The sequence below is a fragment of the Butyrivibrio proteoclasticus P6B7 genome (genome assembly GCF_000622085.1).
In the GTDB taxonomy this organism is placed as follows: Bacteria; Bacillota; Clostridia; order Lachnospirales; family Lachnospiraceae; genus Butyrivibrio; species Butyrivibrio proteoclasticus_A.
This window is the reverse complement of record NZ_JHWL01000011.1, coordinates 13,961-32,766: the sequence shown is the minus strand read 5'-3', so window position 1 is coordinate 32,766 and position 18,806 is coordinate 13,961. Positions and strand designations below refer to the sequence as shown.

Sequence of the window (18,806 nt, the reverse complement as noted above, 5' to 3'; positions counted from 1 at the left end):
AAGGAGAGGAAAATGAAAAAGAAAACAAGTAAGTTACTAGGGGCAGCACTTGTAGTTGCATTATCCACAAGTGTACTTGCAGGTTGTGGCAAGAACGGTGCAAACAGCGGCGCAGCTGAAGTTTCAGCAGACAACATCAGCTTTCCATTAGAGCAGACAGTTACTATCACAGGTACAATCAGCTATCCATCAGGAACTGAGTCAGAACCTAACAACAGAACTATCTTCAAGAGACTTGAGGAGAAGACTAACGTACATGTTGATTGGACAGCAATCTCTAACGATCAGTGGGGAGACAAGATCCAGCTTAACATGGCTAACAAGAACACTCTTACAGATTTCGTATTCAATGCAGGATTCAGCAACTCTGACCTTATCAGATATGCAGATCAGGGTGTAATCATCCCAGTTGAAGAGTACATTGATAACTATATGCCTAACCTTAAGGCAGTATTTGATAAGTATCCTGAATACCGTACAATGTGTGAGGATTCAGAGGGACATATCTGGGCACTTCCTTGGATTGAGCAGCTTGGTTCAAACAAGACAGCTATTCAGACAGTAGGTAACAACTTTACTTACATCAACACAAAGTGGCTTAACTTCCTTGGCCTTGAAAAGCCAACAACAGTAGATGAGTTCGAAGAAGTCCTTAAGGCATTTAAGGATCACGCATCTGAGTTACAGGCTGAGTTTGGTATTGAGGGTGACATCATTCCTATGTCATGCATCATGAACGATCAGGATCCTAGTCTTCTTATCAACGGATTTGGTGAGGGTTATGGTGACAATGATATCGGACAGCACATCGCTGTAACTGATGACAAGAAGGTTATTTGTACTGCAACACAGGAAGGCTTCAAGTCTGGTATGCAGTGGCTTCATAAGCTCTATGAAGAAGGCCTCATCGATCCTGAGTGCTTCACACAGGACTGGTCAACATATGTAGCTAAGGGTAAGTCTCACAGATATGGCGTATGCTTCACATGGGATGTAGCTAACATTGATAACCTTGAAGACTTCGAGCCTCTTGCAGCTCTTCAGGCAGATACTAAGAACGTTACACCTCTTAACGGTTCATTCACATCAGGTTTTGATCGTGGTAGATGCGTAGTAACTTCTAAGTGTGAAAACCCTTCATTCGTATGTGCTTGGCTTGATCTTATGTATGATCCATTCCAGTCACCACAGAACAACTGGGGAACATACGGCGAAGATGATGAGTTTGATATCTTCGAGCTTGGAACAAACGCAAACGGTGAGCAGATGCTTAAGCATGCACCTCTTGGCGATGCTTCTCCTGTAGAAGTTCGTGAGGCTGAGTGTGTTGGCGGACCTCTTGCAATCCTTGATGAGTACTATGGTGTTTATGTAACATGTCCTGATGATGCTCAGTATCGTCTTGATTGGATTAAGGAATATTACACAGACGATATGCATTGCCAGTATGTATATCCTAACGTATTCATGACAGCTGATGATACAGAGAAGCTTACAACAATTCAGACAGATCTTATAAGCTATATCAACTCAAGCAGAAGTAACTTCGTTATGAACGGTCTTACAGATGCTGAGTGGGATGAGTATCTCAAGCAGGTTAATGCATATGGTCTTGATGAGTATATCTCTATCTACCAGAAGTATCTTGATGAGTTCTATAAATAATTCATATTACCGGAAAGGCAGGGAGGAGATTTTCTCCTCCCTTTTTTAAAAAATGAAAAGAAAAGTTGCCATAATTGCAGCACTTCTTGCATGTATGCTCACAGGATGTGCTGATAGCCAAAATGCAGATACTCTTTTTCCAAGGGCTGAGGACAGTTATGTTGGAGATGTAATGGCTCTTTCAGAAGAAAATGGAGTATATCTGAATTATTTATATGAAACAGATCATAACGGTGTGGGCTATCATCCCATTCATCGTTTTTATACCAAGGATTTTTTAAGCTTTGAGGATAAAGGAGAAGTTCTTCCTTTTGCAGAGGATTCAGAAATACAGGATCTTGCAGTAGGAACCGGTTCTTTTATCAGGGATGAACAGGGAAACTATCACTGTTTCTACACAGGACATAATGATTACTACGACACATATGGACTAGATAAAGAATGTGTGTTACATGCTACAAGTAAAGATAAAAGTATTATCTGGTATTTAGTTGGAATCACGTGGTCTATTACAGAGTTTCGGATAATTTCTTTGGACCATGGGAAAAAGAGGAGATTGATACTTTCGATGGGGATGGCTTCTATGCAGCCAAGTCTTGTGAATACAAGGGTAAGAGGTATCTTATAGGCTTTCTGGACCGCAAAAAAAGAGAAAAAGACAGCCTGAAGTATACATGGGCAGGAAGTGTCCTGGTATATGAACTTAGACAATTATCAGACGGCAGACTTGGGGTATGCATGCCTGATCAATATAATGAATATTTCACAAAAGAACTGTTAAATGCCACTTCTGTAAATAATGCGCTGGATCTAGGGAAGGTGCCGGAAACTTGTCACCTCTCTTTTGACCTTGATATGGAAGAAGCCGGCAGAATGGACCTGGTGTTTAGTAATCCTGAGAGCGGAGAAGAATACAAGCTTAGCATCGACAATCAGGATGATAATATATCTTTTAATGCTTTTCCTAACAATCAGCCAATCAGGCTGGAAAGCGGAACCAAATATCATATAGATGTTGTGGTTGAAAAAGATATTGTAGTTATTTATGCAGATGGAATAAAAGCTCTGTCAAACAGAATTTATGCAGCTGTGGGAGCGGATTGGGAAATTGAGCTTACAGATGCTTTGGCAGAAAATGTAATGATTTACGGTAAGTGAGGATAGAAATGAGTGATAAGTTAAACAAGGCACGTGAATATGAAGAGAAAAAGGAAAAGATGATTGCCCCTGAAATGAGGCCTCTTTTTCATCTGACACCAAGATGTGGATGGATGAATGATCCTAACGGTTTTAGCCTTTATAAGGGTGAATACCATCTCTTTTACCAGTATTATCCATATGAGACAATATGGGGACCTATGCACTGGGGACATGCGGTTAGTAAGGATCTGATCACATGGGAATATTATCCTGCTGCTATAGCTCCTGATATGGAATATGACAAGAACGGTTGCTTTTCAGGTAGTGCCATTGAAATGGAAGATGGCAGACAACTTCTGGTGTACACAGGAGTTCAGAAAATGGAAGATGAAGATGGCAACATCAGAGAGGTTCAGACCCAGTGTGTAGCTTTTGGTGACGGCAGGGATTATGAGAAGTATGCCAATAATCCTGTAATTGACAGCACTATGCTTCCTGAGGGCGCCGGCAAATATGACTTCAGAGACCCTAAGGTATGGCGTGAAAATGGCAAATATTACATAGTAGTTGGCAATAAAACTGAGGATATCGATGGACAGATATTACAGTTTGTAAGTGATGACGGTATTAACTGGTCCTATGATAAGACTGTTATCAAGAACAACCACAGATTCGGTGTAATGTGGGAGTGCCCTGATTACTTTAATCACGATGGCAAACAGGTCCTTCTCACAAGCCCGCAGGATATGCTCCCTGAAGAGCTTGAGTTCCACAACGGAAACGGAACTTTGTGTGTGATAGGAAGTATCGATGAAAATGGAGAATTCTGCGAAGAAAACTGTCAGGCTGTTGACTATGGTATTGATTTTTATGCGCCACAGACAATCAAGACTCCTGATGGACGAAGAGTCATGATCGGCTGGATGCAGAACTGGGATACTTGCGGAATCAGGCGCGATGACTTCCCATGGTTTGGCCAGATGAGTATTCCAAGGGAAATAACTATTAAGGATAACAGACTTATTCAGTGGCCTGCCAGAGAGATAGAGAATTATTACGGCAAAAGAATCAGCAGACAGAATGTACTTATTTCTGATAGTGCTTCACTTTCAAGTATTGAGGGCAGATGCGTAGATATGACAGTAAGAGTCAGATCTACACAGGCAGAACTTTCATATAAAAAATTTGAAATTCGTTTTGCTGATAATGGCAAGGCTTATTCAACGATTGAATATGATCCTGTTGACAATATTGTTAAGATAGACAGAAAGCATTCAGGAAGCAGAAGAGCCATTGTTCATCAGAGAAGATGTAAGGTTGCAGGAAATAAGGGTGAGATTTCACTTAGACTTGTTCTTGACAGATACAGCATGGAGCTCTTCATCAATAATGGACAGCAGGTAATGTCTATGGTAATCCTTACAGATGTCAGAGCTGAAGGTATCAGTTTTAAGGCAGTTGGAGAACTTCTTATGGATGTTACTATGTATGAGCTTGAGAGGAAATAACTTATGAAAAAAGATGTAGTTGCGCTTGGGGAGTTGCTTATTGATTTTACAGGAAGCGGAGACAGCAACCAGGGAAATCCTTTATTTGAGGCTAATCCAGGCGGAGCACCCTGTAATGTGCTGTCTATGCTTCAGAATTTAGGCAACAGCACAGCTTTTATCGGCAAGGTTGGAAGCGACTTTTTCGGAAGGATGTTAAAAGAGAGAATTGAAAAGCAGGGTATAGACTCTACCGGACTTGTCTTTGACGAGGAGGTAAATACTACCCTTGCATTTGTAAATAAACTTCCAAATGGAGACAGAGATTTTTCTTTTTACAGAAAACCCGGAGCAGACATGATGCTGACAGCAGAAGATGTTGAGAAGAATGCTGATCTTATCAGGAATGCAGATGTATTTCATCTTGGAACACTGTCAATGACAGACGAACCTGCAAAAGAGGCAACTGTCAGAGCTGTTACAATAGCTAAAGAGAGCGGAGCAGTCATATCTTTTGATCCAAATTACAGAGAACCTTTATGGAAGAACGTAGATGATGCAATAGATGCTATGAAATATGGCTTTGAAAACTGTGATATCCTGAAAATTTCAGATAATGAGATTGAGCTTTTTACAGGCCTTAAGGATATAGAGGCAGGAGCAAGGAAAATAAAGAGAGACTTTGGTATTCCAATCGTGTTTGCCACACTTGGACCTGAAGGAAGTATAGCTCTTTACAAAGATATGGTGATCAAAAAAGACGGGTACAGAAATCCTGCTACTATAGAGACTACAGGAGCAGGCGATACCTTCTGTGCCTGTGCCATAGATTACATCCACAGAAACGGACTTGATAATCTGACAAAAGACGGATTATTTGAATGCCTGTCGTTTGCAAACGCTGCGGCATCTATTATAACCACCAGAAAAGGTGCACTTTCTGTAATGCCAACCCAAGAAGAAATAACAGCTTTTCTAACAAACAAGTAATGATAAGAACAAAGAATATGAGACTCGGTGCATTGTACCGAGTCTTTTTTTGCGTGTTGAAAGTGGGCAAGGAATATTACAAGAGAAGAGATGGACTAAATAAATTCAAAAAGGTACTATATATTTCTTTTCGTGTATATGATAACGTCATAATAGGAACACCTATAACGAATAAATAAAGCTTAAAAGGAGTATGCTTATGAAAAAGAATATCCGTACCGTTTTATTTGGAGAGCTTGTACTTTTCATCGTTGTATTTCTTATCAGTACCCTCGGAACCAGCTTTGGTTTTTCTGCTGTCGCATGGTTTCTTGATGTGCCTTCGCTGATTCTTGTTTTACTTATTCTGATTCCCGGGCTCATTATCATGGGTGAGTGGAAAGATTTTTTGAATTCATTCTCAGTAGGGATAAAAGATTACAGACTTCTTGAATTAAAAAATATTATAGAAGCCGTAGGCGCTGCCCAGAAGCTTACTGTATTTGGAGCTCTTTTTGCCATCATAACTTCAGCAATAATTCTTATGGGTCATTTATCTGAGCCGGAAACGTTTGGACCAAGCCTTGCTGTCTGCTTCCTTTCAGGTTTTTATGCAGTAATAATCGAGTTTTTTCTTCTGCCGCTTAAGTTAAATGCCGAGCGTAAGATGAATGAAGAGATGGACATGGAAGATGAATGATCCCGGAATTACAAAGGAGCAGTATCTTAATATAGCTCGTAAATTCGGATTTACGAAAAGAGAGCTTGAACTCGGATACCTTAAAGTGTCGGGGTTTTCAAATCATAGAATTGCTTATATGCTCGGAATTTCTGAGCAGACGGTAAAAAATCATTTCACTCACATTTATGAAAAGGCGTGGGTTCCCGGAAGAAAGGAATTCCAAGAGCTGTTTACACAGGATGGATAGTGATTATGAAGAGATCAGTTAAAAGAGCTATCATAATAATTTTAATTGCAAACGTCATTCTGATAGTTGCTGCTATTTGCGGGAGAATACTGAGCAGATTCGTTTATGAAGACCATCTTGATGAGCCTTTGATCACAGTTGATGATACCGAGATTACCTTAAGAGAATTTGGATATTACATATATGAAGTAGAAGAGTTTGTGCAGAACCAGGCTCTTTTGTATGATCCTGAGAATCCAAAGCACTGGTGGAATACCCACTTTTCAGCCGGCATGGATTCTCAGTTTGTCTGTGATTACGCCAAGAAGGTGGCAGTTAACACTTGTATATCAGATGAGATTTATTATAAAAGAGCTCTTTCTGAAGGAGTTGTATTAAGTAGCGCGGAAGAAAAACAAGCAATGGTCGAAGCAAAGATGATCTTAAGCAGCATGACCGGGAATCAGCTTGCAAGAACAGGGTTGGATGAAAGCATCCTCACTAATATGCGGATAAAACATGCTCTTGCAGTAAAATATGCCAAATTTCTTGTAAATACCTGTGATTTAACAGGATATTCCGAAGACCCAGAAAAGCTTCTAAACTGGGATGGCGTGTATTATCAAGAAAAGATTCTACCGGAACATACAGTAAAGACTAATGATAAGGTTCTGGATAAATTAACGTTGGGAAAAATAACAGTGAATTATGAGTAATTCTATTTGAATGTGTTAGAATTATTTCATGAAAACAAGAGAAGAAGCATTAAAATACGGATTATCTTTTCCGGATACTTATCAGGAAGCGCCCTTCCACGATCCTAACTGGCAGCTGGTGCGATATAAGTATAATAAAAAAGCATTCCTGTGGACTTATGAACGAGAGGGCTTTATAAATCTCAATGTGAAGGTTGATCCCGAGACGGCTTTTTTCTGGAGAAAGGCTTACAGCTCAGTTATTCCCGGATACCATCAGAATAAGGAGCATTGGAATACAATCATCCTCGATGGAAGTATCCCGGATAAAGACATAAAGCTCATGATTGCCGAGAGCTACGACCTGATAGCAGACTCTCCGACTAAGAGGATTTATGATGCTGTAGCCAGAATCCCAAAGGGATGTGTTGCAACTTATGCGCAGGTTGCAGAAGAAGCTGGGGATAGAAAGATGGCAAGAGCTGTAGGAAATGCTCTTCACAAAAACCCTGACCCCAGCACAATTCCCTGTCATCGTGTAGTAAACTCAAAAGGCGAACTTGCCGGCAACTATGCATTTGGCGGAGCCTGGAAGCAGGGAGAAATCCTGCTCTCTGAAGGAGTCGAAGTCAAAGATGGAGTTGTTGATTTACATAAATATCAATGGCGCAATAAATAATAAAGCCCCTGACCTTGAGGGGCTCTTTTATAAGAGAAAGAGCTCGACAACTTCAATTTTGCAGAGCGATTAAATATCAGTTTAAATTAAAGATATAACTTTTTATGATGTGTATCAGGCAATTGAGCCTTTGGAGGATGGAGATTTATTCAGATTTCATGAATCACCAAATCCAGAGTGCCCTGTTGGTAGGAATATCCATTCGCTTTTGGATGATAAATTGAAAAACATCCAGGAAGCGATGGAATCAGAGATGAAAAAATACACTCTTAATGATTTAAGATCCGGAATGCAGGAACTGTTGGCAAAAGAAGCGTAAACGTGAGACTCTGAGGTATTTTCTTCAGAGTTTTTTTAGAAGGATGTGTAATATGGAAACTAAGGCTAAAAAATCAACACAGGAAGAACGTCTTGATTATCTTGTAGAAGAGTTCAAGGCAGATTCTGATGAATATAAGGAATTACAGACTCCAAATAGTACGGAAGATAAAAGACGAATCTTAAGGTCACTTATGAACATCCGTATGCCAAAAGAATTATCTTCTGAGGTCATGAAAGTACAGGATGAATATCTGACAGAAAGAGCAGCTGAAAAGGGTGTGGTGAATCTATCAGACATCCCGGTTATCAGGGATGGACTTTCTATCTGGCAAGGAGATATCACAAGGCTTTCGGTGGATGCTATTGTTAATGCTGCTAATTCGCAGATGCTGGGCTGTTTTGTTCCGATGCATACCTGCATAGATAACTGTATCCATACTTTTGCAGGAGTGCAATTAAGAGCTGAGTGCAACAGGCAGATGAATGAACTTCGAATCAGATACGGAAGAGACTATGAACAGCCGACCGCCGTTCCAATGCTTACAGATGCGTATAATCTTCCAGCTAGGAAAGTTATTCATATAGTAGGACCAATTGTCCAGTACAAACTTACTCCTGAATTGGAAAAGGATTTGGAGAACTGCTATAGAAACACTTTGGATATGTGTGCTGAAAATGGCCTGAAGAGCGTTGCTTTTTGCTGTATTTCAACAGGGGTATTTCATTTTCCTAACGAGAGAGCTGCTGAGATTGCGGTTAAGACTGTATCAGAATGGCTCCGTGATAATCCTGGTAAGGTAGAAAGAGTGATATTCAATGTTTTCAAAGATGAGGATAAGGCCATTTATGAAAAAAATATATGATGAAGAGCAAATAAAAAGGCTTTTGCATGAAATCAAGGAAGCAGACGCTATTGTCATTGGCGCAGGTGCCGGACTATCTACATCTGCTGGATTGACGTATAGTGGAGAACGTTTTGAGAAATATTTCTATGATTTTGCCAAAAGATTTGGAATAAGAGATATGTATTTAGGTGGTTTCTATCCGTTTCCTAGTGAAGAAATCCGCTGGGCCTGGTGGGCAAGACATATTTATTTTAACAGATATATTGATGCTCCAAAGCCAGTGTATAAGAATCTTCTAAAGATGGTTTCCGATAAGGACTATTTTGTGATTACCACAAATGTAGATCACCAGTTTCAAAGAGCAGGTTTTGACAAGAAAAGACTGTTCTATACTCAGGGTGATTATGGTTTGTTTCAGAGCGTGAATCCTGATATTCAGAAAACCTTTGATAATGAAGAGTGGGTAATGAAAGCTATGGAAGCACAAGGGTTTGTAAGAGATGAACAGGGAGTATTTCAGGTACCGATTGGTGGTAAGTTACTAATGGAAATTCCTTCCGAGCTGATCCCCAAGTGTCCTGATGATGGCTCTGATATGACTATGAATTTGAGAGCTGATGATTCTTTTGTCGAGGATGAAGGATGGCATAGGGCATCTGCAGCATACTCTGATTTTATTCGTAGACATGAGAATCTTCATGTTCTTTACCTTGAGCTGGGAGTAGGAGCTAATACGCCTGTAATAATAAAGTATCCGTTCTGGCAGATGACGATGGCAAATGAAAAAGCGGTATATGCCTGCTTAAATTATGGCGAAAGCTATTGCCCGGAGGAAATTGCAGATAGAAGTATATGCATTGATGGTGATATAGGAGAAGTATTTGAGACGCAGTCAGGGATGCGTTAAGATCAGGCCTTTAACTTCCAGGATTGTGATATCATTTTAGTATGAGTCTAATGGTGTTAGGAGTGCTTTGCTATGAACAAGAATGAGAGCAAGTATTTTAAGTCAGCGGAAAAAATGCATACAGCGTTACTGACACTTCTTGACAGTAAAGATTTTGAATTTATTTCTGTTAAGGAGATATGTGAAACCGCTGGCGTTAACAGATCCACCTTTTATCTTCACTATGATAATGTAAATGATCTTCTGCATGAAACGGTGGAAGCTGTATATAAAGATTTCTTTGGGCGCTTTGGTGCTGAGGGGCCGGGGGCACTTGATATTGATGAAAAAAATGAGGATGAGCTATTTCTTGTAACCCCCAAGTATCTAATGCCATATCTGGATTTTGTGGAAGAGAACCGCAAGCTCTTTTACCTGATGTATGAAAAGAATGAGATGATGGGCGCTGAAAAGACCTATGAAACCTGGTTTGAAACAATATTCGGCCCGATTCTTACAAGGTTTGGAGTTCCCCAAAAAGAACAGCCACTTATCATGGTTTTTTATCTTAAGGGCATTATCGGAGTTGTCACTGAGTGGGTTAGAGGCGGATGCACCGAGTCAAAAGATGAGATCATAAGCGTCATACAGAAGTGTATCATCAAGCCATAACGAAGTAAAAACACTATATCGGATTTACAAATCAACACTTTTTACAAAACGTGTCGGGACCTGTACTCCTGAAATCAACACATTTTGCAAAAAGTGTTGTTCTTTTTGTGTGCTCATTTTCCTATAATGACTTCAAGCTCAAAGCAAAGAGCGAAAAACAAATTGAGAATGAGAAAGGAAAAGATAAATGAGCAAAACAAATAAGATGTATCTGGTAACAGGAGCAGCAGGATTTCTTGGAAGCACAGTCAGAAAGTCATGGATGTAAATGTCGGTGGAACAGAAAACATCATAGAGAAGAGACCATACGTGACGAGATCAGATGGCTCAAAGAAACAGGAAAGATCGCATAAAAAGACATTGAAGAAAAGGAGAAAAATACAATGAACAATTTAGATAAGGTTTATGCAGAAAGCGTTGCAAAGGATTACATGCCAAAGGAAACCAATAAAGTAAGGCAGCTTAAAAAGCTCGATGAAAGAGCAAAGCTTCCGGCATTTATATCAGCCATGACGCTTGGAATTATTGGGACTTTGATCTTTGGCACAGGGATGTGCTTTGGACTTAGCGTCTTTGGAACAGGAGTAATTTTCATGGTAATTGGGGTGCTTCTTGGAATAGTAGGTGCTGCAGTCTGCATCATCAACTATCCTTTATACAATAAACTCCTTAAAAAGGGTAAGGAAAAATATGCCTTTGAGATTCTGGAACTTGCCAAAGAGATAACAGGAGAAGCACAATGAAGCATACCAGTGCTACTTTCGGATGGGGAACAATAAAAGAGGGATATTATTTCTTTATAACCACACAAATGCGACATCGGACCAAATATAATGTATAATTATCTTGTAGGCATAAATCGCAATTGGCTGTTTTTAATGGAGAAAAACAAAATATGGAAGAGAATATGAAGAAAATCGGTGGCGAGATGGCCGTACGAATGGGGATTACCATGAGCTTTTTCCTGTCAATCACAGGACCTTTATCATCTGGACATTTTACATTTCCTGGCTTTATAATGAACTTTGTTGTCAGCGCCATCATAAGTATGGCCATAGGTCTTTTTGTCCCGTTGAGCAAGGTATCTAAGGGCATTACCAAAGCATTCAAACTGCAACCGGGAACACTTCCAGAAAGACTTCTTAGCAGCCTTATCTATAACATAATCTACACACCAATCATGACTGTTGTTATGGTGTTCCTTGCTTACAATTCAGCAATGGAACAGTCTGGAGGCCATTTACAGCTGACATTTGGTCAGATGCTGGTAAGACCGTTTATTTGTTGCTTTATCGTGGGCTACATTCTGATCTTCGTATTCATGCCTATCTTTATGAAGCAGCTTATGAAGAAATATAGCGTGCCAAGCGGAGAAGAGCAGTGATTATTGCTATTTCCTCAGATCATAGCTCTTTTGCTAAAAGAAATATGAAATAGAAAGAAATACATGAGTACTATATCAGATACAATTCAAAATATATTAGAAGAGGAGAGCTGTAGCAGGATCATCATCAGCAAGCCCTCCAAGAAAACCAACGAATTCAGAAAGATTGACATCCAGAATAAGGAAAAGAGCTTTCAGATTGCCAAATACACGCAGAAACAGGTCTTTCACGAGAATGTAGCCGGGAAGGACCTGCCACAGCGAGTTGAAGAGCTTACCATAAACGAAGGCTTCAGACAGATCAATCTTTTCACAACGGACCACGAGTTCATAGCTCTTTTGTCTAAAAAGGGTGATATGAACCTCAAGAAGCGCACCCTCAAGTGCGACGAGAAGCAGTGCGTGGCCACAACTCACAATAGAGAAAAGAACTACATAATCTCAGAAGGGCAGCAGGCTCCGCCACTGGTAGACATGGGTGTGTTTACTAAGGATGGCAGAGTCGTTAAGTCCATGTATGACAAATTCAGGCAGATCAACAGATTCCTGGAGATCCTTGATGATGAGATAAAAGAGCTAAAGACTGATTCTCTCAACATCATCGACTTCGGATGTGGTAAATCCTACCTGACCTTTGTGGTGTACTATTATTTGACTCAGATTCGCCATATTAAGGCCAATATCATCGGACTCGACCTGAAAGCCGATGTCATTAAGAAATGCAATCAGGCGGCCGAAAAATACGGTTATGACACACTTCATTTCGAGCTGGGCGATATCAACGGTTATAAGGCACCCTTTGATGTCGATATGGTGATCACGCTCCACGCCTGCGATACAGCCACAGACTATGCACTTTATAACGCAATTAACTGGAATGCCAAGATGATCTTCTCCGTTCCGTGCTGTCAGCATGAGCTCAACAAGAAGATTCACTCAGAGGAGCTAGCTCTTTTAACCAAATATGGCATTATCAAGGAACGATTTGCAGCCCTTGCCACAGATGCCATAAGGGGAAATCTCCTTGAATACTCAGGTTATAAGACACAGCTTCTTGAATTTATAGATTTTGCCCACACTCCCAAGAATATCCTGATCAGAGCGGTGAAGAAGCCTGTAACAGCCAAGGGAACAAGGGAGAAAGCCCTTGCAGAGGTGGAAAGACTGATGAAGGAGTTTGGTACAGACCAGACCCTGTACAATCTCCTGATGGAGGATAAAGAGAATTGAGAGTTTTTTTGATAAGACATGGGCAGACAGATATGAATGTCCAGAGAAGACTGCAGGGAAGCAGTGATACAGAACTTAATGACGTGGGAAGGCAGCAGGCCATTGAAACCAGAGCTATGCTTGAGGCAAAAGAGCTGATTCCTACGCATGTTATATCAAGTCCACTGGGAAGAGCCATTGAGACAGCCCACCTGATATCAGGAATTCCAGTGGAAGAGGTGGAAATAGCCCAGGATCTCATAGAGATGAGCTTTGGAGACTACGAACTTAAGCTCCTTCAGGACGTGGATCCAACCTTTGCGGACAGGTTTTTTGGAAGTCCTGAGACCTATGTTCCTCCAAAGGGCGGCGAAGAATATGACCACGCTCTTATGAGAATTGACAGATTTTTTAATAGTTTTAAAAAGAGAATTCAGAATAACGAATTTAAAGACCAGGATAAGGTCTTTTTAGTATCCCATGGCGCCACAGGCCATGGCATTTTTGAGTACCTGTCTAAAAACCCACGCAAGGACTACTGGAAGCAGGATTTTAACAACTGCGCAGTAGCTGAATTATTCCTTGGTCTGGATGGTACAAAAAGTGGTTACGAAATAGTTTCAGAAGGTTTTCAAAAAAATTGGTAAAACCCTTGATTTTTGCCCCGCTTCACTATATCATTGTACAAGTGAAAAAAATAACAAAGCGGGGTGATTATCATTAAAAACATACTCAAACAGAAAACACTTTACATCGGGTTCGCGGCCCTCATCCTAAGTATTGCGATCGCAGTACTCAATTCAGTAGTGATCAATCCTAATGTTGCAGCTATCGAAACAGTTGAAAAGGCTGTTAACAGTGGAAATTACAAAAAGCTTAAAAAGGTGATCTCTAAAAAGCAGCTCGAAGAGGCTGGCTACGAAGACGTTGACCAGGTTCTTGACCTTATGACAGCAGCTTCTGCCCTTGGTATTGTCGACGGCGAAGTTACACTTCTTCAGGGATACAGAACACCAGCTGATTCAGACAACAATTCAACTATCTTTGTAATGGAAGTTTACAAGGATGGCAAGGATTACAGCGTCGATAGCGACGAAGTAGAGCTCTATGTCGACAAGGGCAAAGAGTATCTTAGCATCAATAATTAAAGGGGAGCACCATGAAAAAATTCAGAGTATTTTTAGTTACAGTAATGCTGTGTGCATTCGCTATGATTGCAACAGCCTGCGGTTCTGGCTCATCAGTTGATACAGTACTTGATATCAACTCTGACTTATCAGGAAAAAGAACTATGACAATCGCTATCAACGGAAGCACATTTGATAGCTACTTTAACGGATCAATCGACGATCTTTCTGAGCTTATTAAGAACACATGCCCAGAAGAGCTTACATGGTCATTTGATTCAAGCACAGGTAACAACGTATATACTTTTGCACTTGAATTCTCAAATCCAGAGGATTACAAGGCTAAGGTTGAGAAGATTTTAGGATATGAGGTAACTCTTTCTATTGAATCTCCTAACAGCGTATGGGCTAACGGAGCTTACGTAGAGGAGAACTTTACTTCTCAGGATCTTTTACAGTGGCTTAGTGATGCAGTTGTAGCAGCTGGCTATGTTGACAGCTCAAATGCAAGCAGCATCTTCAGCACAGGTAATACATCCGTTAACTTCAACGGAATTTCTAAGGATACAAGCTCATCTATCTACCTTAACGAGATCGAGTATATCCAGCTTAACAACATCACAATCCTTACAGACGTTGCTGATATCGATAAGTTCACAACAGAGGTTCGTATCGATGTTCCTCAGGCATCTATGAATGCTAAGGGCGACGAGATCAAGGCATTTATGGACGAGGCTACTCCTTCAGGAGCAGAGCTTAAAGAAGATACATCTTCAGGAACAGGCACAATCTTCGTTATCACATGCCCTGAGACAGACATTCCAGGAATGGAAGCTCAGCTTAACGGCGTATTCGGCGAAGGCAATGTTTCATTTGAAAATGACAAGATCGAGGCTGATTCAACACCATTCATTATCGGTCTTCAGCAGATCGCACACATCAACTTCTCTAACTTTGTAGCAGGTGATGGACAGTCAGTTACATACAGATATGATCTTAGAATCCCTGAGAACTATGAGCATGATATGTCATGGTCTGAGGATGTAGATCACGAAGGATACTTCACACTTCAGTCTGGTTATGCATCAGGCGAGACAGTTTCAATCTATATTGATTTTGCTAAGACATTCGTTATTTCTAAGATTGATGTTACTTCATCAGTAGGATTCATGGGCAAGCTTTCTAAGACTACAGTATTCACAGTTAATACTGAGGTTGAAGAGGAAGATGTTAACAAGATCGTTGCAAGATTCCAGGAAGAGGCTGCTTATGCTTCAGAGTACCTTGATAACGTAAAGGCTGAGAGATCAGCTAAGGGCGACGCTGAAGAAGCAGAGGCTGATACTCAGGCTGCTGAGACAGAGGATGCAGGAGAGGCTGCATCAGAGACTTCAGAGGAGGCTTCTGAGGATGCATCAGATGCTGCTTCAAGTGAAGAGAGCACAGAGGCAGAGACAGAGGAAGTTAAGAACGACATCGGAATCAAGATCACAGCTGATACTAAGGATGGACATACAGTTATCACTATTGTTCAGAAGGGTAATGCAGAAGAGCTTGAGATCGGTGGAAGATACCTCTTTGGTTATGACAACACACTTAACTATGCTAACGAAAAGGGCTTTGCTAAGATCAGCAAGAAGTGCGGTGTTGAGGATGTTATGAACTACTCAACAGTAGCACCTAAGGTTTCTGATGATTTCATCCTTAACTACAAGCTTAAAGTAAGCGGTGTAGGTTCTGTTATCGATACAAACGCTCCTGAGACTCAGACAGTTTCTAAGAAGGGTCACAAGTTAGAGGTTAAGTACGATACAACATCTGTTAAGGTAACATGGTATGGTACATACATTGATATCTTTGCAGTACTTTTCTGGCTTCTTATTGTTGCAGCCATCGTACTTGTAGTTATCTCTATTCTTAAGTCTGGTATCATCGGAATTAAGAAGGCGGCTCCAGTAGCTGGTGGACAGCAGATGGCTCAGCCTATGCAGCAGCCACAGGCACAGCCAGTTCAGCAGGCAGCACCAGTTGCACAGCCAGCACCAGTAGCAGAGGCTAAGACAGAAGAAATTAAGACTACCGAGACAACTCAGAACACAGAGAAGAAGATCACTCCTAAGTTCTGTCCAGGATGCGGTAAAGAATTAGAAGAAAATGCAGTGTTCTGCACAAGCTGCGGAACAAAGCTTTAAGGAGGATTTAAGGTATGGCATTTTGTAAGTTTTGTGGGTCAAAATTAGAAGACGGACAGTTATGTAATTGCGAAGGCGCTGTAGCAGAGAGAGCTGCAGCTGCTAACGCTCAGGCAGCAGCACCAGTTGCACCAGCAGCTCCAGTAGAGCAGCCGACTCCAGCACCTGCACCAGCAGCTCAGCCAGTTCAGGCAGCAGCTCCAGCTCCTGCACCAGTAGCACAGCCAGTACAGCAGGCAGCTCCAGTTCAGCAGCCAGTACAGCAGGCAGCTCCAGTTCAGCAGCCACAGGCTCAGGCAGTACAGCAGCCACAGGCTCAGGCAGTACAGCAGCCACAGGCTCAGGCAGTACAGCAGCCAGTACAGCAGGCTCCTAACATGCAGTACCAGGGACAGCCACAGGGCCAGTTCCAGGGTCAGTATCAGCAGGTTCAGCCAGCTGTAACAGTTGACACAGAGAAGATCAAGGCAGAGGCTAGAAACTCATTTGCTAACATCCTTACAGTATTCAAGGCACCTATCACAGGCGGTGCTGCTTACATGAGCGGTAAGAACTACATTGGATCAGCAGTACTTCTCTTTATCCAGGTTCTTGTTACAAGCTTTTTCGCTCTTTTCTATGGAATTGGATTTAACTCAGCAATTGATAAGCTCTCTGATCAGGCAGGATATCTTAGCTACATCCTTCCATTTGATGATTTCAAGATGTCTTTAGTTACAGCATTTTTCCTGACATTCCTTTTTGTAATCATCACTATGGCAGTTATCGGTGGTGCATTCTTCACAGGCGCTTTGATACTCAAGCTTGATTTCAAGATTACTAATGTCCTTGATCTTTTAGGATACAGAGCAATCTTCACAATTCCTGCAACAATCATTTCACTTCTTTTCTCTATCATTAGCGCAGGATTTGGACTTATCTTCTTCTATGCAATCGGACTTATCATTTTAGGCTTCGTAGTTGCTGCACTTATGGAGAGATATGCTTACAAGAAGGATGCAATCCTTTACATGTCACTCATCGTTCTTGTAATTTTAGTGATTGTATTCACACTTGTATATTCAAAGGTAAGCTTACTCTATGTTCCAGAGATCAAAGAGATTATTGGATAATTGCACAGCACAGTTTACGATCATATTTTTTACGGTTAATCTGCTTATATGCCTTTTTCTCACTGGGAATGTGTATTTTAACACTGACTTTCTGATGAAAAGGTATATCGCAGATTACCATGTAGATGAAGCTCTTCATATTTCAAATGAAGAGCTTTATTTAGCTACTGACACCACAATCGATATGATCAAAGGTAAGAGCACAGATTATGAATTTAAGGTGGTTGTAAAGGGCATAGAAGACAGCTTCCTTAATAGCAAAGAGATAAGACATGTAAAAGAACTAGCCGATGCCTATAAGTCATTTAAGGCCAGATTCTTTAGGATAATCATCTTTGATATTCTTATTCTTGGCTCAGTATTAGTTATGAGAAAAAGATGTGACCTTGTAAAGGACATGGCGAAGGGCTTCCTTTTGGCACAAGCTCTTTTTGCCGCTATTCTTGGTGCCCTTGGCATCTGGTTTGCATCTGACCCGCTTCATGCCATCAATAAAACTCACAAGCTCTTTTTCGAAGGGGACAACTGGGTCCTGAATCCAGTCACAGACAGACTCATTTACTTGTGCCCGGAGCAGCTGATCATTTACTGCGTTAAGCACCTGTGCACAGTTATGGCAATTTACATTCTTGTAGGATGTGCCTTGGCTATCGGAACTCTGGTAATTAAGGCCAAAAAGAAATTCTTAACGGGCTTTATGGGACCACAGGTGATATAATTGAGAAAGGCTGTTTCAAGGCTGTCATGGATGAAGAAAGAGACAGGCTTAAGAATTTTAACGACGGAGAGAATTAAGCTTTATGAGTAATGGATCACTGGATTTCCTTGATATGATAAAGAACCAGAGTGCTGGCGGCGCCGCGAAGGCGATTGAGCCAGTGATTAGCAGAGAGATAAGTACTGATGGTCACGCAGAGCTCATCGCAGTCATTGATACCGAGACCAACTGGCTCGATCAGGTTATGTCCATAGGCGTGGCGATTGCTGATTCCAAGACCTTTAAATGTCTGGACAAAAGATATTACATCTTTGAGCCAGAGGTCTATGTGGGCGGAATCTATAGTAATGTACTTCATGTCAAGAATGTTCAGGGAATCTCATGTAGTAGGCAGCAGGCTCTTTCTGATATTAGACAGTTCTTTTTACAGAAAAAGATCAGCAAGATATTTGCGTATAATGCCAAGTTTGACTACAACCACCTTGAGGAGCTTAGCTCTTTTGACTGGTTCGATATCATGCGAATTGCCGCCTACAAACAGTTTAATAAAGCTATTCCAGACTCCCAGCCTTGCTGCAAAACCGGTAGACTTAAGTCTAACTACGGCGTAGAGCCTATCATGCGCATGCTGTCTGGCAACAACAGATACTACGAAGTCCACAACGCCGTGCTTGATGCGGTGGATGAGCTCAAGATTGTTGAGCTTCTGGGCCATGATATCGAGACTTACCAGTGCGGGAAGATATCTTAAGTGCAGGAAACGTGTGGAGAATACGTTTTGATAAAATGAGAACTCC

General features: G+C 41.1%; 21 protein-coding genes. All 21 read left to right on the top strand.

Annotation, left to right across the window (positions count from 1 at the left end; genetic code table 11):
- The first annotated feature begins 12 nt into the window (after nt 1–12).
- The 21 genes from T541_RS0109205 to T541_RS0109080 all read left to right on the top strand — a co-directional run bounded on the left by T541_RS0109205 (nt 13) and on the right by T541_RS0109080 (nt 18,760).
- The gene (locus tag T541_RS0109205) at nt 13–1,665 is read left to right on the top strand and encodes an ABC transporter substrate-binding protein (RefSeq protein WP_197025165.1); all 1,653 of its coding nucleotides are present in this window, start codon (nt 13–15) and stop codon (nt 1,663–1,665) included.
- 501 nt (nt 1,666–2,166) lie between these two features.
- Nucleotides 2,167–2,823 carry a hypothetical protein gene (locus T541_RS21650; protein ID WP_197025164.1) on the top strand — a complete coding sequence of 219 codons (657 nt, stop codon included), beginning with the start codon at nt 2,167–2,169 and terminating at the stop codon, nt 2,821–2,823.
- Between the two features lie 8 nt (nt 2,824–2,831).
- The gene (locus T541_RS0109190) at nt 2,832–4,313 is read left to right on the top strand and encodes a glycoside hydrolase family 32 protein (RefSeq protein WP_026652446.1); all 1,482 of its coding nucleotides are present in this window, start codon (nt 2,832–2,834) and stop codon (nt 4,311–4,313) included.
- Between the two features lie 3 nt (nt 4,314–4,316).
- Nucleotides 4,317–5,282: a carbohydrate kinase family protein gene (locus T541_RS0109185; RefSeq protein WP_026652445.1), complete on the top strand. Its 966-nt coding sequence runs from the start codon at nt 4,317–4,319 to the stop codon at nt 5,280–5,282.
- Between the two features lie 199 nt (nt 5,283–5,481).
- On the top strand, nt 5,482–5,961 hold the full coding sequence (locus T541_RS0109180) for a hypothetical protein (protein ID WP_026652444.1): 480 nt from the start codon (nt 5,482–5,484) through the stop codon (nt 5,959–5,961).
- The gene (locus tag T541_RS19295) at nt 5,954–6,190 is read left to right on the top strand and encodes a helix-turn-helix transcriptional regulator (protein ID WP_022778132.1); all 237 of its coding nucleotides are present in this window, start codon (nt 5,954–5,956) and stop codon (nt 6,188–6,190) included. The genes T541_RS0109180 and T541_RS19295 overlap by 8 nt, the downstream gene beginning before the upstream one ends.
- A 5-nt stretch (nt 6,191–6,195) precedes the next feature.
- A complete protein-coding gene (locus tag T541_RS0109170) occupies nt 6,196–6,885 on the top strand; it encodes a hypothetical protein (RefSeq protein WP_026652443.1) in 690 nt (229 codons plus the stop codon).
- Between the two features lie 28 nt (nt 6,886–6,913).
- Nucleotides 6,914–7,543, top strand: a complete 630-nt coding sequence (locus T541_RS0109165; RefSeq protein WP_022778134.1) for a methylated-DNA--[protein]-cysteine S-methyltransferase — start codon at nt 6,914–6,916, stop codon at nt 7,541–7,543.
- A gap of 85 nt (nt 7,544–7,628) precedes the next feature.
- On the top strand, nt 7,629–7,862 hold the full coding sequence (locus T541_RS21120; protein WP_330375722.1) for an Rrf2 family transcriptional regulator: 234 nt from the start codon (nt 7,629–7,631) through the stop codon (nt 7,860–7,862).
- Between the two features lie 52 nt (nt 7,863–7,914).
- A complete protein-coding gene (locus T541_RS0109155; protein ID WP_026652442.1) occupies nt 7,915–8,727 on the top strand; it encodes a protein-ADP-ribose hydrolase in 813 nt (270 codons plus the stop codon).
- Entirely contained in the window at nt 8,681–9,616 is a 936-nt protein-coding gene (locus T541_RS0109150) for an SIR2 family NAD-dependent protein deacylase (RefSeq protein ID WP_034466635.1), read from the top strand. Before T541_RS0109155 ends, T541_RS0109150 begins: the two co-directional genes overlap by 47 nt.
- A 72-nt stretch (nt 9,617–9,688) precedes the next feature.
- Complete coding sequence (locus T541_RS0109145) at nt 9,689–10,267, top strand: TetR/AcrR family transcriptional regulator (RefSeq protein WP_026652440.1); 579 nt, start codon at nt 9,689–9,691, stop codon at nt 10,265–10,267.
- A gap of 383 nt (nt 10,268–10,650) precedes the next feature.
- The gene (locus tag T541_RS0109130; protein ID WP_026652439.1) at nt 10,651–11,010 is read left to right on the top strand and encodes a dihydropteridine reductase; all 360 of its coding nucleotides are present in this window, start codon (nt 10,651–10,653) and stop codon (nt 11,008–11,010) included.
- Nucleotides 11,011–11,162: 152 nt separating this feature from the next.
- Nucleotides 11,163–11,651, top strand: a complete 489-nt coding sequence (locus T541_RS0109120) for a hypothetical protein (RefSeq protein WP_026652438.1) — start codon at nt 11,163–11,165, stop codon at nt 11,649–11,651.
- A gap of 63 nt (nt 11,652–11,714) precedes the next feature.
- A complete protein-coding gene (locus tag T541_RS0109115) occupies nt 11,715–12,881 on the top strand; it encodes a class I SAM-dependent methyltransferase (protein ID WP_026652437.1) in 1,167 nt (388 codons plus the stop codon).
- Nucleotides 12,878–13,507, top strand: a complete 630-nt coding sequence (locus T541_RS20705; RefSeq protein ID WP_051538180.1) for a histidine phosphatase family protein — start codon at nt 12,878–12,880, stop codon at nt 13,505–13,507. The genes T541_RS0109115 and T541_RS20705 overlap by 4 nt, the downstream gene beginning before the upstream one ends.
- Nucleotides 13,508–13,666: 159 nt before the next feature.
- Nucleotides 13,667–14,008: a hypothetical protein gene (locus T541_RS0109105; RefSeq protein ID WP_155839490.1), complete on the top strand. Its 342-nt coding sequence runs from the start codon at nt 13,667–13,669 to the stop codon at nt 14,006–14,008.
- A gap of 11 nt (nt 14,009–14,019) precedes the next feature.
- Nucleotides 14,020–16,179: a zinc ribbon domain-containing protein gene (locus T541_RS0109100; RefSeq protein WP_026652435.1), complete on the top strand. Its 2,160-nt coding sequence runs from the start codon at nt 14,020–14,022 to the stop codon at nt 16,177–16,179.
- A 14-nt stretch (nt 16,180–16,193) separates the two neighbouring features.
- On the top strand, nt 16,194–17,291 hold the full coding sequence (locus tag T541_RS0109095; RefSeq protein ID WP_026652434.1) for a hypothetical protein: 1,098 nt from the start codon (nt 16,194–16,196) through the stop codon (nt 17,289–17,291).
- On the top strand, nt 17,260–18,009 hold the full coding sequence (locus T541_RS0109090; RefSeq protein ID WP_081779924.1) for a DUF1461 domain-containing protein: 750 nt from the start codon (nt 17,260–17,262) through the stop codon (nt 18,007–18,009). Before T541_RS0109095 ends, T541_RS0109090 begins: the two co-directional genes overlap by 32 nt.
- A gap of 82 nt (nt 18,010–18,091) precedes the next feature.
- Nucleotides 18,092–18,760: a hypothetical protein gene (locus T541_RS0109080; protein WP_242840769.1), complete on the top strand. Its 669-nt coding sequence runs from the start codon at nt 18,092–18,094 to the stop codon at nt 18,758–18,760.
- Nucleotides 18,761–18,806 lie beyond the last annotated feature (46 nt).

Bases quoted from the DNA above. Each gene is read 5' to 3' on its own strand.
- T541_RS0109205 (WP_197025165.1), top strand. From the start codon at position 13: ATGAAAAAGAAAACAAGTAAGTTACTAGGGGCAGCACTTGTAGTTGCA.
- T541_RS0109190 (WP_026652446.1), top strand. From the start codon at position 2,832: ATGAGTGATAAGTTAAACAAGGCACGTGAATATGAAGAGAAAAAGGAA.
- T541_RS0109185 (WP_026652445.1), top strand. From the start codon at position 4,317: ATGAAAAAAGATGTAGTTGCGCTTGGGGAGTTGCTTATTGATTTTACA.
- T541_RS0109180 (WP_026652444.1), top strand. From the start codon at position 5,482: ATGAAAAAGAATATCCGTACCGTTTTATTTGGAGAGCTTGTACTTTTC.
- T541_RS19295 (WP_022778132.1), top strand. From the start codon at position 5,954: ATGAATGATCCCGGAATTACAAAGGAGCAGTATCTTAATATAGCTCGT.
- T541_RS0109170 (WP_026652443.1), top strand. From the start codon at position 6,196: ATGAAGAGATCAGTTAAAAGAGCTATCATAATAATTTTAATTGCAAAC.
- T541_RS0109165 (WP_022778134.1), top strand. From the start codon at position 6,914: ATGAAAACAAGAGAAGAAGCATTAAAATACGGATTATCTTTTCCGGAT.
- T541_RS0109155 (WP_026652442.1), top strand. From the start codon at position 7,915: ATGGAAACTAAGGCTAAAAAATCAACACAGGAAGAACGTCTTGATTAT.
- T541_RS0109150 (WP_034466635.1), top strand. From the start codon at position 8,681: ATGTTTTCAAAGATGAGGATAAGGCCATTTATGAAAAAAATATATGAT.
- T541_RS0109145 (WP_026652440.1), top strand. From the start codon at position 9,689: ATGAACAAGAATGAGAGCAAGTATTTTAAGTCAGCGGAAAAAATGCAT.
- T541_RS0109130 (WP_026652439.1), top strand. From the start codon at position 10,651: ATGAACAATTTAGATAAGGTTTATGCAGAAAGCGTTGCAAAGGATTAC.
- T541_RS0109120 (WP_026652438.1), top strand. From the start codon at position 11,163: ATGGAAGAGAATATGAAGAAAATCGGTGGCGAGATGGCCGTACGAATG.
- T541_RS0109115 (WP_026652437.1), top strand. From the start codon at position 11,715: ATGAGTACTATATCAGATACAATTCAAAATATATTAGAAGAGGAGAGC.
- T541_RS0109100 (WP_026652435.1), top strand. From the start codon at position 14,020: ATGAAAAAATTCAGAGTATTTTTAGTTACAGTAATGCTGTGTGCATTC.
- T541_RS0109095 (WP_026652434.1), top strand. From the start codon at position 16,194: ATGGCATTTTGTAAGTTTTGTGGGTCAAAATTAGAAGACGGACAGTTA.
- T541_RS0109090 (WP_081779924.1), top strand. From the start codon at position 17,260: ATGTTCCAGAGATCAAAGAGATTATTGGATAATTGCACAGCACAGTTT.
- T541_RS0109080 (WP_242840769.1), top strand. From the start codon at position 18,092: ATGAGTAATGGATCACTGGATTTCCTTGATATGATAAAGAACCAGAGT.